The organism is Collinsella sp. AM34-10, assembly GCF_003469185.1.
Taxonomy (GTDB): Bacteria; Actinomycetota; Coriobacteriia; order Coriobacteriales; family Coriobacteriaceae; genus Collinsella.
The window spans coordinates 25,467-40,939 of the sequence record NZ_QSIL01000007.1 but is presented as its reverse complement, the minus strand read 5'-3'; the positions used below and the strand labels follow the sequence as shown (position 1 = coordinate 40,939).

16 protein-coding genes and 1 tRNA gene are annotated in these 15,473 nt (G+C 57.4%); 8 read left to right on the top strand and 9 right to left on the bottom strand.

Going from position 1 to position 15,473, the window contains the following annotated elements; all coding sequences use genetic code 11:
• Positions 1-170 precede the first annotated feature (170 nt).
• A complete protein-coding gene (locus DW823_RS07525; RefSeq protein WP_147350671.1) occupies positions 171-497 on the top strand; it encodes a hypothetical protein in 327 nt (108 codons plus the stop codon).
• Positions 498-536: 39 nt separating this feature from the next.
• Positions 537-2,117: an SIR2 family protein gene (locus DW823_RS07520; protein ID WP_158567295.1), complete on the top strand. Its 1,581-nt coding sequence runs from the start codon at positions 537-539 to the stop codon at positions 2,115-2,117.
• Between the two features lie 361 nt (positions 2,118-2,478).
• Here DW823_RS07520 and DW823_RS07515 read toward each other — a convergent pair whose 3' ends face one another.
• From DW823_RS07515 to DW823_RS07495, 5 genes are all read right to left on the bottom strand, one after another.
• Complete coding sequence (locus DW823_RS07515; RefSeq protein WP_117862606.1) at positions 2,479-2,916, bottom strand: hypothetical protein; 438 nt, start codon at positions 2,914-2,916, stop codon at positions 2,479-2,481.
• 87 nt (positions 2,917-3,003) lie between these two features.
• Positions 3,004-3,822: a hypothetical protein gene (locus tag DW823_RS07510; protein WP_118081486.1), complete on the bottom strand. Its 819-nt coding sequence runs from the start codon at positions 3,820-3,822 to the stop codon at positions 3,004-3,006.
• A 74-nt stretch (positions 3,823-3,896) separates the two neighbouring features.
• Positions 3,897-4,499 (bottom strand): ClpP family protease, encoded by a 603-nt coding sequence (locus DW823_RS07505; protein ID WP_118081484.1) that lies wholly within the window; start codon positions 4,497-4,499, stop codon positions 3,897-3,899.
• Between the two features lie 115 nt (positions 4,500-4,614).
• Positions 4,615-6,099, bottom strand: a complete 1,485-nt coding sequence (locus tag DW823_RS07500; RefSeq protein ID WP_118081482.1) for a VirD4-like conjugal transfer protein, CD1115 family — start codon at positions 6,097-6,099, stop codon at positions 4,615-4,617.
• 37 nt (positions 6,100-6,136) lie between these two features.
• Positions 6,137-7,054, bottom strand: a complete 918-nt coding sequence (locus tag DW823_RS07495) for a hypothetical protein (protein WP_118081480.1) — start codon at positions 7,052-7,054, stop codon at positions 6,137-6,139.
• A gap of 289 nt (positions 7,055-7,343) precedes the next feature.
• On the opposite strand from DW823_RS07495, the gene DW823_RS07490 reads away from it, so the two are divergent.
• Complete coding sequence (locus DW823_RS07490; protein ID WP_118081478.1) at positions 7,344-8,777, top strand: hypothetical protein; 1,434 nt, start codon at positions 7,344-7,346, stop codon at positions 8,775-8,777.
• 73 nt (positions 8,778-8,850) lie between these two features.
• On the opposite strand, the gene DW823_RS07485 is transcribed toward DW823_RS07490, so the two are convergent.
• Positions 8,851-9,741: a nucleotidyl transferase AbiEii/AbiGii toxin family protein gene (locus tag DW823_RS07485; RefSeq protein ID WP_118081476.1), complete on the bottom strand. Its 891-nt coding sequence runs from the start codon at positions 9,739-9,741 to the stop codon at positions 8,851-8,853.
• A gap of 15 nt (positions 9,742-9,756) precedes the next feature.
• On the bottom strand, positions 9,757-10,380 hold the full coding sequence (locus DW823_RS07480) for a type IV toxin-antitoxin system AbiEi family antitoxin domain-containing protein (protein WP_118081594.1): 624 nt from the start codon (positions 10,378-10,380) through the stop codon (positions 9,757-9,759).
• Positions 10,381-10,936: 556 nt separating this feature from the next.
• Between DW823_RS07480 and DW823_RS07475 the strand changes: the two genes are divergently transcribed.
• The 3 genes from DW823_RS07475 to DW823_RS07465 are packed head-to-tail and all read left to right on the top strand — an operon-like array spanning position 10,937 to position 13,562.
• Positions 10,937-11,479 carry a DUF4342 domain-containing protein gene (locus DW823_RS07475; protein WP_118081474.1) on the top strand — a complete coding sequence of 181 codons (543 nt, stop codon included), beginning with the start codon at positions 10,937-10,939 and terminating at the stop codon, positions 11,477-11,479.
• 18 nt (positions 11,480-11,497) lie between these two features.
• A complete protein-coding gene (locus DW823_RS07470) occupies positions 11,498-12,283 on the top strand; it encodes a response regulator transcription factor (RefSeq protein ID WP_118081472.1) in 786 nt (261 codons plus the stop codon).
• Positions 12,267-13,562, top strand: coding sequence for a cell wall metabolism sensor histidine kinase WalK (locus DW823_RS07465; protein WP_118081470.1), 1,296 nt, complete (start codon positions 12,267-12,269; stop codon positions 13,560-13,562). The genes DW823_RS07470 and DW823_RS07465 overlap by 17 nt, the downstream gene beginning before the upstream one ends.
• A gap of 294 nt (positions 13,563-13,856) precedes the next feature.
• Here DW823_RS07465 and DW823_RS07460 read toward each other — a convergent pair whose 3' ends face one another.
• Both DW823_RS07460 and DW823_RS07455 read right to left on the bottom strand, forming a co-directional pair.
• On the bottom strand, positions 13,857-14,231 hold the full coding sequence (locus tag DW823_RS07460) for a VOC family protein (RefSeq protein ID WP_117769941.1): 375 nt from the start codon (positions 14,229-14,231) through the stop codon (positions 13,857-13,859).
• 11 nt (positions 14,232-14,242) lie between these two features.
• A complete protein-coding gene (locus DW823_RS07455; RefSeq protein WP_006235903.1) occupies positions 14,243-14,530 on the bottom strand; it encodes a PTS sugar transporter subunit IIB in 288 nt (95 codons plus the stop codon).
• A 163-nt stretch (positions 14,531-14,693) separates the two neighbouring features.
• Between DW823_RS07455 and DW823_RS07450 the strand changes: the two genes are divergently transcribed.
• A complete protein-coding gene (locus DW823_RS07450) occupies positions 14,694-15,317 on the top strand; it encodes a hypothetical protein (RefSeq protein WP_117746837.1) in 624 nt (207 codons plus the stop codon).
• 31 nt (positions 15,318-15,348) lie between these two features.
• A tRNA-Leu gene (locus tag DW823_RS07445) sits at positions 15,349-15,433 on the top strand.
• Positions 15,434-15,473: the final 40 nt, after the last annotated feature.

Below are 15,473 nucleotides of genomic sequence, written 5' to 3'. Positions count from 1 at the left end.
ATCATATCGTTGTGGTATTCAATAAACTCAGCTCGTGGGGCAAATCGCTTCGGAAGCGTAATCGGCTCTCCGTTGTAGCGCCACAAATTTACCGCTTCCTTGAAAGTAGCGGCAGGCTAAACGAGGGCGGTGAGTTCCTTTTCTACTTCTACGCCATTAAGGACGGGCACGTGTACTCCCATCATAAAGATCTCTTTCGTACGACCCATTTCCGCTTCTACAGGAACGCAATCAGCGAGACAAACACTTACGAACTTGAACCCATGCTTTGCAAGGTGAAGGCTAACGAGCTGGTTTCGAGAGACGAACTAGCCGACCGGCTGGCCGCCATTGGTTACGAGCGGAATCGTGGGAGCCAGGGGGCGGACTTCCACTACGTGCTTAGCGTGGAGGTCGAGAACGCTGCAGTTGTGCCGCTGAGTCTCGCGTGCGGATTGGTCGACGGGCAGAACGGCAACGATGCTTTCAGCCCGCACTCGCCGAAGTTGGTGGGATAACATTTCACGAGCATGTCGATTGGTACAGGAGGAAAGATTATGGACGAGAGAATCAAATCGATAATCCACAAAGCTGTTGATGATGCCGGGCGTTATCCGTTTCTCTTCATCGGCTCTGGCCTCTCCCGTCGTTACTGCGGCACGCCGGGATGGGAGGGGCTGCTTTCGGATATCTGCGCCGAGGTGCTTGACGACCCATATGCCTTCGCGCGCTTCAAGAGCCAGGCGAAGATTGCTGTCCAGAACGGCGAGGTCGAGTCCGAACTGCCGTACGTTGCCACGCTCATGGAAAGCGAAGTAAACCACGAGCTCTTTGCATCGGATGAATTCGCTGCCTTCCGCGAAGATCACAGTGACGAGCTTACCGGGGACGCTTCGCCCATGAAGATCTACGTCGCAGATAAGATCGCGAGAGCTCGTCTCGTCGAGAGCGCCGAAACTGAGAAGCTGGCGAAGGCGGGCAGGGAAAAAGTTGCCGGCATCATCACCACGAATTATGACTGTATGTGTGAGACCCTATTCCCTGGTTTCACGACCTACGTCGGAGAAAGCGACCTCCTGTTCTCTGACCAGGCTTTCTCTCAGGAGATATACAAGATCCATGGCTCAGTCTCGAGGGCGGGAAGCATCGTCCTGACCAGCGCTGACTATGCGGAGTTCGCGCAGAAGAGGAAGTATCTCTCGGCGAAGCTGCTCACCCTCTTCGTCGAGTATCCCGTCATCTTCCTCGGTTATTCGATTCAAGACGAGAACATCAGGTCGATACTGGGTGACATCTGCGAATGCCTACCAGATGACAAGCTCAAACGGCTGGGCAAGCGGCTCATCTTCGTTCAGCACGCAACCGACACCTCTGTTGGCGAGATTGCTATGAGTTTCGGTGACCGTACGCTTTCGATGACGAAGATCACCACGGATGACTTCGAGTCGATCTACGATGCGATGCGCAGCTTCCGGAAAATGTATAGCACGCGATTTATCCGCGAGTTGAGGGGCAGCGTGTTCAGGCTTGCGGAGCACATCGACCCGAGTTCCGACATCATCGTCTCAGGGATAGACAATGTCCTCAACGACCTTGACCCGGACCAGAAGATCGTCATCGGCCTGTCGGTGTCACCAAGTAGCATCGGAAAGCCGATTTCACCTGAAGATATCTTCGAGGACATCGTGCTCGATAACCTTCGCTATGACCCAAAGTTCATCGTCGAGAACTACCTCAACATGTACGTGCGCCAACGGCCCAACAACATGCCTGTCTTCAAGTACACGCGCGGACTCGGTGGAGAGGTCGGTAAGGACATAGCGACTTATCTCCCAACGCTCACCTCGATTGATAGCTATCGAAGCGAAACGTTCCGCAAATCGATGCCTGCGACTCGTCGCAGATTCGAAGGGTCGCTGAGCATAAAGGGCCTTGCGAATGCATGCGCGCCAAAGAGCCCGTTCGCGTTCATCCCGTGCCTTTCAGAGGAAGAGATGGACGTCGACGACTTGGAAGCGTTGCTGAAGCGGGCACTGGCTGACGTGGGAAACGACCCTGCCAAGAAGAGGGCTCTGTTGAAAGATTCGCATTATCGGAAGTGCGTCCGCATCTACGACTTCTTGCGCTATGGAAAGTAGGAAGTCCCCCAACCTTCACCAATAGTCCGGGCAACGGCATCCGAACCTAGATCCAGTTGGGGGACATGCTCCCGAACTATGCACGGTTTCCCGCGCAAAGCTAGTTTAGCAAAGAAATGTGGAGATTGGCGGTTGGGCGCTTGAGATTCCTGCCAACTGCCGCACCCCTTGAATATCAACTTCATCCGAACACCTCCCAAATTCATCCGTACATGTACGGATGAATTTGGGAATCCGATACCCTGAGGGCCGGGTCGGCCGGCCCCGGGAGATCGGAGGACGCCATGTCCGGAAAGAGCGGGAAGGGCGCCGCGAGGGCGGTCCCGAGGGCCCACGGCAGGCGATCGGCGATTTCATGCAACTACGGCTGAAGTGTCTTTATGTGGTTCAGCGCACCCAACAGTACCGTTTGATTTCGCTCAAAGCATAAACGAAACCATGCATATATTCCCAAGGCAATCAGGCATGGCGTCACGAAAACCCCGGCAGCGATTGAATTGTTGCCCGCCCATGCAGACAGACACCCTCCGACCGTAAGTGAGATGATCATGCTGATCACGCTGGGGGCCCAACTCGTATAATGCACCCCACTCACCGCCTGTTCGACTATTTCGCATTTCTTTTTCAGGCTAATGTCCTCATCCACTTCACCAAGAGAAAAGTCCACTCCCGAAATTAAATCGAGCAATTCAGCCTCACTGTAGCCGCCTTCCTTGAATCTTTTAATGAAGAAACCTCCTGGTCCAGGCCCACAGATAGGACGGTTTACACGAAACAGTTCCTTATAGGCGATTCCCATTGTTAACTCCTTAAAGTGCAGATGCTATTTACGCTATCGTTCTATCATTTCGTCCGGACAGATTTTTATCGGACCGTCGGCAACCGTTCACAAGGACATCCCGTTCAGTAACTCCCCGCGCTCCTCATACCCGCGCTCGAGCTTCTTCCCAAGCTCCGCAGCGCAGCGCTTCGTTTCCTCGGCAAACAGGTCATCGATAGCCCTGTCAATCCGCGTGCAAGTCTGCCGATGCTCGTCCTTCCAGGGCAGGTTGAGTCCCAAACTCGCGTCCCAATAGCCGCCGAGTTTGGCGTTAATTACTTCCTCGGGATACAGCACGTCGCGGCGAATGTCCTCAACTACATCGTCCTCGTCCATATCGCAGGCCGCATCGCCCTGCTCGAGGAACTTGCGCAGCTCCTTTTGCGCCCGGATGTTGTTCAGCATGCGAACACACACCACGGCCAAAAAGCGATAACGTTCGCATAGATCCCACTCGCCTTCGAGCCATACGCGAAAGCCCAGCATTTCGCTCGCGGACTCATCATCCATCAGGATCAATTCCCACGGAAGCACATTGGCGAGTGCGTCCTCCCCCAGCCTTTGCACGCCGTCGCGCATAAAGATGCACGGCCCCACGTCGTAATAGCCAAAACCGTGGCCCGCATCGCGACGATTGATGACATGCTTGGGCAACAGGATGATCTTGTCGCTGGGCTCGGGATCCATCTTCCGCAGCTTTTTGACCTTGCGGCGGGCGCGCTTTAGGCTGCGTTCGCTATCGCCACGGCCGCGGCCGTCCGGCTTGCCGCCGTATCGAAGGGCAACCTCACGCGCCAGGATCTTTGTGTCCGCAGCGCACAGCAGGTCGCTCACGGTGGGCAGGTCTTCCCACTCAATGCCATCGACGTCCCAAATCCTGTTCATGTTCAACCTCTTTCTGGCTGTGAATTTACGCACTTGTTCGCCCTGCACAACGTACTTGTAAGGCATGCGCCCCGCTAGAGCGCCTTCTTGCTGGGCGCAATCACCTCGTCCACCAGGCCCAGCTCCAGAGCGCGCCTGGCGTTGCACCAGCAGTCGCGCTCGGTGAGCTCGTGGAACTCCTGGGCGCTCAGGTTGCCATGCTCGGCCAGCAGCTCGTCCAGCTCGGCGCGCATGGCCGCTGTATGCTGGGCCACGATCTCGATATCGGTCTGCTGCGCCATGCCCATGCCGCCCATCAGTTGGTGGATGAGCACCTGCGTGTGGCGGTACACCTGACGGTGGTCGCCGCAGGCCAAGATCACCGCGGCCATCGAGGCCACGACGCCCTCGCCCACCGTGATCACGGGGCAATCGAGCGACTGCATGGTGTCGATGAGCGCCAGCCCCGCCGTGACGCTGCCGCCCGGGCTGTTGATGATGAGGGTGATGGGCTCGGTCGCACTTTGATGCTCCAGCACCAGCATGGACTTAATAAGGCCGTTGCAGGTCGCATCGTTGACCTCGCCCTCCAGCAGCAGCACACGGCTGTTGAGCAGTTCGCTTGCCATATCGACAGCGGCAACACGGCCGTCCTTGGACTTCTTTATGATGCTGGGCTCACGATACATAACGGGCATGGCAATTCCCTTCTAAACGGAATCGGTAAGGAGGCAAAAACTGGACCGCACGGCTTACGACTAACGGAAGCCGTGCGACAAAACATGCAAGATGGGGTACACAAAGCTGCAAGGGCTAATCCCTCAGCCACTTGGCAGCATTGGGATGATCGGCGCAAAAGTACTTCTTGGCGCGGAAGGGACGCATGCCGGTCACCTTGACCAGGCAATCGGTGCGGGGCATAAGCCCAACCTCGCCTGGGGTCATCACGCAACCGCGCACATCTACGGCAGTGCGCTCGGCGCCCACGTACTTGGTGCCCAAAACCGACTCGCCACACAGTTCGCTTATGTAGTTCTGCGTCGCGATGTTGCTGCCGCCGCCCATATAGACCAAACTATCGCAGTTATCGAGGATGGTAAGCGCCGTGGATTTGCCGTACACGACATCGAGCTGGCTCAGCGATTGCGCACACATCAAAAAGCTAATGCCGCGACTGCGCACAGTCGCAATGCTGCGCTCAAAATCGGGGATGCGGCCCACATTGGGAAACTCATCGAGCACAAACTGCACGCGACGCTGCAAATGGCCGCTGGGGCTGGCATCGGCACGGCGCTGGGCAAGGTTAAACAGCTGCTTAAGGGCAACGTTCGCAAGCCATGCATTAGCCGAATCGTTGTCGCTCACCTTAAGATCGATCATGCGCTTGCCCTCGTCAATACGATCAAGACGCATCTCGTCATTCTCAAAAACGCGCATGAGCTGAGGCGTCTTAAGCCGCGAGATAGTTGCATTGAGCGTGATCAGAATACTCTTAAGCGTCCTATCTGCCGCACCTCGAAAATCGCGATACTGCTCAACGCCATACAGATCAGCGTTCTCCGCACCAAACTTATCGAGAAACTCCCTGGACTCCACCTCTTCTACAAGGTAGTCCAACGGGAATCGCCCCTCACCATCTCCCGTAACCTTGATGAGCGCAGCCAGTTTAAAGACGTTGTTCATCTTAAGGTAGCGGCGCGGGGCATTGGGGTCCTCACCCGGCGTAAGGGTGCCGGCAAGGGTCTCCAGGAGGAACAGGATTCCAACAATCGCTCGAAGCAGCAGATCGCTCGCGTTATTCCAGAACGGATCATACCTAAGGCTACGGCCGTCAGGATCGACCCCCTCCATGATTGCCGCCACTGTGGTGGGGATATCCTCGACATCCATCACGTAACGCAGAGGGTCGTATCCGGCCGACTGCTCGGGATTAACAGTATCGAGAACCGTTACCTCGTAGCCGTCCTCTTCAAAGCCTTTCCCCGTACGGCGCAGCAGCTCACCCTTGGTGTCTGTGACCACATAACAGCATTCGTGGTGATTGAGCAGGTTGGGCAAAATGAAACTCGCCGTTTTGCCGCTGCCGGTACCTCCAAAGGCAAAAACATTGTTGGACACACTCGTCTCCCAATGCTTGTCGTCCTCGTAGAACGCCACCGTGGCACCCTGCGCCAGGATCACGTCGCGCTGCTCATCGCCGGACGACAGTGCCCGCATCTCCTCCTTAGTCGCCCACTTCTTGGTCTGATACTCCGTTTGCTGCGCGGCCTCGTAGCCGTACATCTTGATGACTGGCATGGCGTGACCCCTTTCTTGTCCGTGGCGTTAGTGGTTGTTAAGCAATGCGATCGTCGCCGTCGTCCTCATTGAGCTGTGCCGAGTGCGGCGACTTGGTCGCGTGACCGATCAGGCGCTCGGCCTGCGCCAGATAACTCTCGCGAGCAGCAGTTGAGACCGTTGTGTCGCCCAGGTACGCAAGCAGTGCATGGATCATCAGCTTGTCAAGCAGGTCGTAATCTTTATGATGCTTGATATTGAGGAGATAGCGATTTTCGAGTCCGTGTACTTTGTTGGTCAAATCGATTTCCATCTTTTCCTCCATGTAATAAAAAGTGTGTCGTTCGTCCAAAAGTGCCTCAAACGGGCGTTTGACGCATAACTCAAAGTTGAAACGCGGACTCGTATCGAACACGCGTCGCTGCACCTTGAGGTAGCGCTTATAAAACATGACGGCATCATCTTCATCCGCCGTAAAGCCACGCGATCCATCGCGGTGCAGCCGGTCGCATGGCTTTCTGCCATCGGTATGGCGCACGAAGGAGGACGGGATATAGGCACCCTGCTTGGTGCTGTACTTCATCCCTGTCGCAACTTCCTCGAACAAGAGAACACCAGCCGATTTAAAGTCCGCAGTACGCCCGTGCCTAAACATACTCACCACAGTCGCTACACTGCCTATGCGGCTATCGCGCGGGGGAAAATACAGTGGCAGCAAAGCGAGTGTCGCGGCAGTCAAAAGTTCGCGGGCCTCGTGTACATCGGCTCGATACTGCTCGGGCACCAGCCCGGGAATATCGGGCGAGCGCTCTTCCAGCACGCCAACGAGCGATTTGGCCAGGCGCTCGACGTTCTTCTCGCCGCAGTACGGACACGGAAGAGACCGTTCTACCTTTCCGTTCATTTCGCACATGTCGCGGAGATCCTCGTCGATCGCACTGAGGAATGCCTCGTAGATGTTGTCCCGTTTCTTCATGAATGTTTCTTTCTATCCGGTTTCGGGTGTTTGGTGTAAGTCTGTTCTAAGTTTTAGAATGCTCTGAGGTATGGATGATGACAATCGACCTAACCTGCAGCTTCGTTAGTGAAATCACCCTGCTTGATAGCGCGGTTTGCCTAAAGGCTGTGTAGCGATTGCATCAAGCAGTTGGTATTGAGTTGGTTTTGGATTGCTTCGAGGATAGCACAGTAGGCTGTTCTCGTCATTAGAAATTTTTAAATTTTTCTGCTATTATATAGCCCACCAAGAAGAAAGGGCTCTATACATGCGTGAAACAACATCATTGCCACGTCTCACCGCCGCCGCCCTCTCGCGCGCGCTTAACCTAGAACAAGGCAGCCGCCTACTCACCGTTCGCCTACCTGGCGCCATCGGCTGCGAGGCGCTTCGTGAATGCTTCAGGCTGAACGGCAACGGCGTACCTAATATTTGCGAACTTGAGCCCGGCAAGCAGAACACGGGCAATGACAACGCGGCGCCGGTGTTTATCGATGCCACAGCTTGCGTTCGCAAACGTTTTCGCGAAATCAACAGCGCATGTGAGGCGCTCATTAATGATCTGGAGCCTGGCTACCTGGGCTTCTGCGATTGGGAGGCCTATCTCTGGTGCCTGTATGCACTAGCCCTCTCCGGTCGTACTCGAGCCGCCGTACTGCTGCCGTTCGAGTCTTTGGACAACGCCGAGCAGGCACGCGCGATTCTGTTGCGCGAGGGGCTCGTCGAAAGCGTCCTATATCACCCGCTCGCCGAATCTCCGATGCACGGCATGTACGCACTTATTGTATTGTCGACGGGAAATCGCAGCGTTTCATTCCGCAATGCCGCCACGCCCATGCCACGCCTTCGGTTTGCCGACGGGGCTCGCTACCCCAATCTTCCCTTGGCTTTCTCCCCTGACTGGAGCGGCATCGAGTGCGACTCACGCAAAACGGTTTCCATTGAAACCGTCGAGCTCGAAACGCGCAAGCTACTCCAACACCACGCCGCGCTCTCCAAAGGCAGGGTTGGCCTGATCTCCGTAGCTCAAAACTACAGCGCAACGCTCGGCGACAGCTTTATGCGCGTGGTGCCGTTTATGCCCCGAGACAGCACCACCTCGGATGACATCGACGCTGTCGAGGTGCGCCGCATTTCATCTCAGGATTTCCGCAACGGCTATTTGCTGCCCAAGGATGTTGCGGAAGGCGCGTCGGAGCTGGATTCCGAACCTGTAAAGGTAAGTCCAGACGTGTTGGCTCGTTACGAGCTTCGTTGCGGCGATATCGTCATGCCGCGCATACTCGGTCGTTACGGCGCGTCGAACCTACTTGTGGTCGGCATCGATGATGCAAAGCAGCATCTAGTTGCCTCGCACAACACCACCGCCATTCGCCCGGCGATTCCAACGATGACCGACGAGGAGCGCATGGTGTATGCAGAGATGGTCGCGGCGTACCTCACCGACGGCCATGGGTCCATAGTTTTGCAGGTATTGTCCGACAATCAGTACAGCCACGCCATCCGCCCTACCGATCTGTTCGAGATCGAAGTCCCACCAGCACTCGACCCGCGTACGCGCGAGTATAGCGAATCCATCAATCGCTTTGCCGAGGTCGTAAGGGCCAAGAAACAAGCCGAGGCCGCTGTCGCCCAAGCCCAGCGCAACCTCGAAGCCGCAAAGAAGGCCGTTACTCAGGTGGTCGACCAGGCCTGTGAGTAGCGCATACATAGGCAGTAGAAACGTCTTAAGCCGGCGGCAGGAACTAATCCTGCCGCCGGCTTAACTATCTAGCCTATTCCCATCCCGTGGTCTGAGGATTCCATTTGCGCACATTCGCCGAATGATTAAAGCACGGTGTATACAACCGATTGACGACCCCTTCTGCCCCAGCAATGTTCCCCGCGAGATCAAGTACCCCCGCCTGCCTCGCCATCTTTATGTACTGCGCAGAACCATTTTGTTTCCACCAGAGAGGCGCCACGAACTCTTCCGGCATTGCCACCTTGCGGGCAGATGCTTCTTTCTCGACCCTCTCGACAAGCGTAGTCCCATCGACGAAGCAAGTTTTCGCGTACACCAAGATGTCGACTATATCCTTGATTCGCGAAGAGGCACGGCCCTCATGCATCTCTACCATTGCGAGCAATTTATCTGCAAGGGCACTCTCCACTCGGCATACTCGATAGTCGCAGACTGGGAGCCCCTCAATATTCAAACGATCGATCGGCGCAAGAACCTCAGGCTCAAGTCCCCGCACTTCATCAATTACCAAGTCAATTGAAATTGGCTGCAGCTTCTTGGTTCCCATAAAGGGGGTGAACCACACCTTCGCACCACACCGATACTCATCTTCTTTTTTGATCTGCTCTGCACGATCAAAGACAAACGAAACGAAATCCTCCAGATCAATCGAAGCCGCCCGCGCCAGATCGGCAACAGCCTCTTCGAGGCTCTCCTCTTGAGCAACCAAGTCAATATCTCTTGTGACACGCGCATCGAGTGTTCGCGCCAGGACGCTTTGGCCACCCTTGAGTACAAAGCGGCCGTCATCTTCTGAAAAAACGCGACATAGGAAGCGATGAAAGTAGAAACCGACGATCGCCCGATTAGTATCCATCGGCGATTCTCTTGCGGCATCCCTAACAGCCATCTCCAGTGCGGCAGGTGTTTTGTACTTCACCATGTCCTCCGTTTTTCATTACTCGTTCAGCGCCGTCAACAAGGGCATCATCAACTCGCGTCGTTTGGCGGTTTTAGAGTTCTCCTCTACAAGATCTTTCAGCCGCTGTATCTCGAGCCCTCGCCCAAGCGCGTCGTTATAGGCATCGATAATTAATGAGGGGTCCTCGCAATCGAGGCAAAGATCAACAAGCGTGCGCTCGGGTTTAGTTACCGGCAGGCCGTCGAGCCAGACGATGTCCTGCTCAGCGATCTCGCGCTTTGCAAAAGAAAGGGATTCGTTTCTCGTATTGATGCGCATGGGCGCGGTCATCCTGTAGGGGGACAGATAGAAATCGCCCATTTGCTGTAGGTTCGCCGCTGTCGTACCGCTCACGGCGATGCCATCCCACTGGCGTTTTCTCTCCCACGCGCAAAGGGAGGGATTGGTGAGTTTCCAAAAAGCGTTGAGCTCGTCAGTGTCTCGGCGCTGCGTGCCCGACATCCGGTAGGCGCCGTGGCATATCCGTTCAAGACGCCCCACGCGGCATGAGTGTGCCAGCGCATCTCGAGAGATGTCCATACGAGCCGCCTGGGCTGTGGTGAACACGCCCTCACTCTCGGAAAGCTCGCTTATCGCCGTTATGTTGCTAAAGTACTTCATGTTGCAATTGTAGGATATTCTCATGCTTTTGCAACGTGATTTTGATTCCCTATGACCGGCGTGCTTTGCGTACCCCTTTTCTGCCACCACTTTGTCATCGGCCCACCATCCCCTGCTATCGAGGTCTAATACTTTTCCGCGAAGTGAACGTCTGTTTTTGGACCCCTGGAGCATCCGCATTTTTCAACGGCATAAACGCAGGATTCTGGCATCAAAGCCGCAGGAAACGGCACCCGAAAAGTGTCGATGCTTCGGGGGTCCGTTTTCACTCATTCACTTCTCGGAAAAGTATTAGACCTCGCTGTCAGCCGTCCCAAAGATCAGACTGCACCTCCTTCACGCCACGCAAAACCTGCCTTTTCTGCCCCCGCCCGCCTCCGCGCCACCCAAAAACTCATCCAACGTTAATCTTGGCTCAAGAATCGCTTAATCTATAACCTGCACTATAGAGTTCGACCAAGGGCGGGGCGGCACCGCGCAACGCAGGCCGCCGAACGCAACGCTCGCGCCCGGGCAAATCGCCCAGCGTCGCGCCCATCGAACGAAAGGAAAGGTCATGGACGACCTCGAAAAAGTTGAAACCATCCGCACCAAGTGCAGCGTGAGCTATACCGACGCCAAGGCCGCGCTCGACGCCGCCGACGGCAACGTTCTGGACGCCATCATTTGGCTCGAGTCGCAGGGCAAGACCCAGACCACGTCGGCACACGCCGCCACCGAGTCCGCGCCGGTCGACGAGCCCTCGGCCGAGATGGTCGCTGCGCAGGCCGCCTACGAAAAGTCGAGCGAAAAGACCGACTTCTCCAAGAAGATGGACAGCGTGTGGGAGTACCTCAAAAAGCTCTTCCGCCTGAGCCTGGACACCAAGTTTATCGCCACGCGCCGCGATGCGATCATCCTCAACATCCCCATCCTGATTCCCATCGTCGCCCTGTTTGCCTGGGGCGCCACGATATGGCTGATGCTGATTGGTCTGTTCTTTGGCATGCGCTACCGTATCGACAGCGACGGCGACGTGCCCGGCAGCATCAACAACCTGATGGATCACGCCGCCGATGCCGCGGACGGCATCAAGCAAAATCTGAACGACGACAAGTAATCGCAGACGGGGGCACGCATGGCACGGATCCTTATCGTAGAGGACGAGGAGAAAATCGCCCGCTTTGTGACGCTCGAACTGGAGCACGAGGGCTACCAGGTGGAGCACGCCGCCGATGGCCGCACCGCCGTTGACCTGGCGCTGGAGCGCGACTACGATCTGATTCTGCTCGATGTGCTGTTGCCGCAGCTCAACGGCATGGAGGTCCTGCGGCGTGTTCGCAAGCACAAGGACGTGCCGGTGATCATGGTCACCGCGCGCGATGCTGTGATGGACAAGGTGGCCGGGCTCGATGCCGGCGCTGACGATTACCTGACCAAGCCGTTTGCGATTGAGGAGTTGTTCGCACGGATCCGTGTGGCGCTGAAGCGCTCGGAGGCCGTGCGGACGGCTTCGGGCGTTGGCGGCGCCGGCGTCAGGGCGGGTATGGCGGGCGGCGCGGGCGAGAGCGCCGTTGCGATTCCCCCGGCCAGCAACTCGACCCAGGCCTCCGCTTCACCCTCCCCTGCCACGCTCACCGTGGGCTCGGTTGCGCTCGACCCCGACCGCCGCGAAGTCACGGTCGGCGGCTCGCCCATCGCGCTCACGGCCCGCGAGTTCGACGTCCTCGCCCTGCTTATGGCACATGCCGGCACCGTGCTCACGCGCGAGCGCATCGTGCACGAGGCACTGGGCTACGAATACGTAGGAGACACCAACAACGTCGACGTACACATCGCGCACCTGCGCGCCAAGATCGAAGACGCCGGCGGTGCCCGCATCATCCAAACTGTGCGCGGGGTGGGCTATGTCTGTCGCGCGTAACGCCGAGACCAAGCGCGTCACCTCCATCGCCCGCGCCATCAACTGGAGCTACATGTGGCGCCGCTTGGTGAGCTACGTCTGGCTCGATCTGTTGCTGGTGGTGATTGCGGCGGCGATCCTCGTCTATGGATACAACCAGACGCTGCCCGACAGCGCGTTTACCGCAGGCTGGATTCCCGGCGCCACCGTTCACGGCATGTCGCTGACGCCCGCGCGCGGCTGGGACCTGACAACGCTCACCTACACCGTCGAGCTTGCGCGCACCAGCAAGACCTTCCCCCTCGCGCAGGACCTCGTCACGCTATGGCCTCTCTACCTTGTCGTTGTGGGTTGGCAGGTCATCAGCGTGCTCAACATGCTCGGCGGCGCGAGGCGCGTGCGCCGCACCATGGCGCCGCTCAACGACCTGGCTTTGCGCGTGGACGAGCTCGGCCGCATGCAGCTCTCCGGCGGCAAGATGGAAACGCTGGAGCAGGCCATCGAGCGAGCAAGCGTCGATTCGCCGAGCGTCACCACTGGCGACGCCGACCTGGCGAGCATCGAGGTCGCGCTCAACCGCCTGCTGCGCCAGATGCAAGAGGCCAAGCTGCAGCAGATGCGCTTTGTCAACGATGCGAGTCACGAGCTGCGCACGCCCATCGCGGTAATTCAGGGCTACGTAAACATGCTCGACCGCTGGGGCAAAGACGACCCGGCCGTGCTGGCAGAGTCCATCGCCTCGCTCAAGGCCGAAAGCGAGCACATGCAGGAGCTCGTGGAACAACTGCTGTTTTTGGCACGCGGAGATGCCGGCCGCACCGTGCTGCGGCGCGTGAATACCAACCTGGCTGCACTGGTCGGCGAGGTGTGCGAGGAATCGCAGATGATTGATGCCGGGCACACATATCGGCTGGCTTTTGACGCTGCGTTTGCCAGCGACCCGCGCTGCGACGCGCCCGTTGACGTGGCGCTCGCGAAGCAGGCTCTGCGCGTGATCGTGCAAAACGCCGCCAAGTATTCGGACGCAGGCACGACCGTCACATTTGGTATAACGCCCGATGCGGGCATGGGCACGATCGACATAAGTGTTGAGGACGAGGGTATCGGTATGAACCAGGAATCCGCAGCTCACGCGTTTGAACGGTTCTACCGAGCCGATAACGCACGCGATGCCGGCGCGCAGGGCTCGGGCCTGGGGCTCGCCATTGCCAAGTGGATTGTCGATAGCCATGGCGGCGTCATTGGCGTGACCTCGGTCGAGGGCGTCGGCAGCCGCTTTACGATTCGCCTGCCGCGGTAGGGGCACCCGCGCGAATCAAGGTCTAATACTTTTCCGAGAAGTGAACGCCTGTTTTTGGACCCCCGAACCATCCGCATTTTTTGGCCGCAAAATCGCAGGATTCCAGCATCGAAACCGCAGGAAACGGCATCCTCAAAGTGTCGATGCTTCAGGGGTCCGATTCTGCTCGTTCACTTCTCGGAAAAATATTAGACCTGGATTTTATGGCCCTTTCAGAAGGTCGTCCCCTCGGCATAAAAAAGGGATAGGGCCAGGCGGCTCTATCCCTTTTTGCTAGCTATAGCAGCTTGTGCGCTACTCGCGGCACAGGTGCACGGCGAAGCCGGCGAACTCGCGCTTAAAGTACACGAGCTTGGTGCCGCCGTCGGGCAGCAGCACGCGCGACTCCTCGTTGACCTCGAGCCCGCGCTCGGCAAACCACTTCTCCGCCGCATCGATGTCGTTGACGGCAAAGCCGATGTGGCCCTTGGCGCCACGACCGTTCTGCTTCATGATCTCGACCAGCGAATCGTTAAAGTACGAAACGGGGGTCTCGATAACGGGCAGGCCCATCATCGTCGAGAACAGCTCCGCAATCTCCAGGGCGTCTGCCGGGTCGGCAGCGTTAATGCCCACATGGGCGACGCGCATGCCAAAGAGCTCGACCGGATTGGCGTTCTGCTCACTCATACAGTCAGCGCCTACTGAGCCATGACGTCGAGGACGGCCTTCTCGGCAGCGACGCGGTTCATGCCGGTCATGAAGGGCACGCCGCTCACGTACGGGCAGGTGAGGCCCTCGGGGGCAACGGTGGTGGCGATCAGCAGGTCAGCACCCTCATCGCAGTAATCCTTGGCCTCGGAGATGGCGCACTGCACGATCTCATACTTGTCGGCGTAACCGTTGGCGTCGAGCAGGGTGGCGACCTTCTGGGCAACGAGCGTGGAAGTAGCAGCGCCAGCACCGCAAGCCAAAACGATCTTCTTCATAGGTAATGTCTCCCTTCATGGTTTACTTTAGGTAAGTGTACCGCAGCGAGCGATGGCACTCGGCCTCGATGAGCTTTTATGCCAGTTTGCTTTCGCGCTGCGTATAATACATCTAGTACATGTTGTCATACCGCTCGCTTTATGAGCGACTAAGGACCCTAATATGCCCGATTCTCGCACACTCTGGACCGCCGTCGTTATCATCTGCATCGCCGTGTCGGTGTTCTTTAGCGTCAAAAAACGCACCACGTTTAAACGCCTGCAGCAGCTCATGGCCGCCAAGCAGTGGGACGAGTTCGATCGTTTGCTCGACGGCAAACTCACCAGCATGCTGTACCCGCGCTACAACCGCGACTACCTGCGCCTGAACTCCTATCTGCTGCGCGAGGACCATAAGCGCGCCGACGAGATGTTCGACCTGCTGCTGGGACTCAACCTGCCCAAGATGCAGCGTGTCGACCTGGTCATTAAGGCCTTTAACTACTACGTTGGCCAGGAGGACCGCAAAAAGTCCAAGGAGCTGCTGCACGAGATCAAGGGCTTTGAGGGCGGTCAGGCCGAGGCAGTCGCACACGAGTGCCAGCTGATGTACGACACGATGATCCTCAAGCGCCACAACGATATTCCCGAGCTGGAGCGCATGCTCAAGGAGGCCGGTGACGACAAGGTCAAGAGCTGCCGCCTGGAATACCTGCTGGCCCTGCAGTACCAAAACAAGGGTGACGAAGCCAAGTTCCAGGAGTTCCTGGAGAAGTCGGGCCAACACTCGATGGCCGTCAACGCGTAACGGACGGCTTGTGCTAGACTTCTAGTCTCACGGGGGCGTGGCGGAATTGGCATACGCAGGAGACTTAAAATCTCTCGCCGCAAGGATTGTGGGTTCGAGTCCCACCGCCCCTACCATATGGAGCTTTCGGGCCCGTGTCCCCCAGGGATGCGGGCC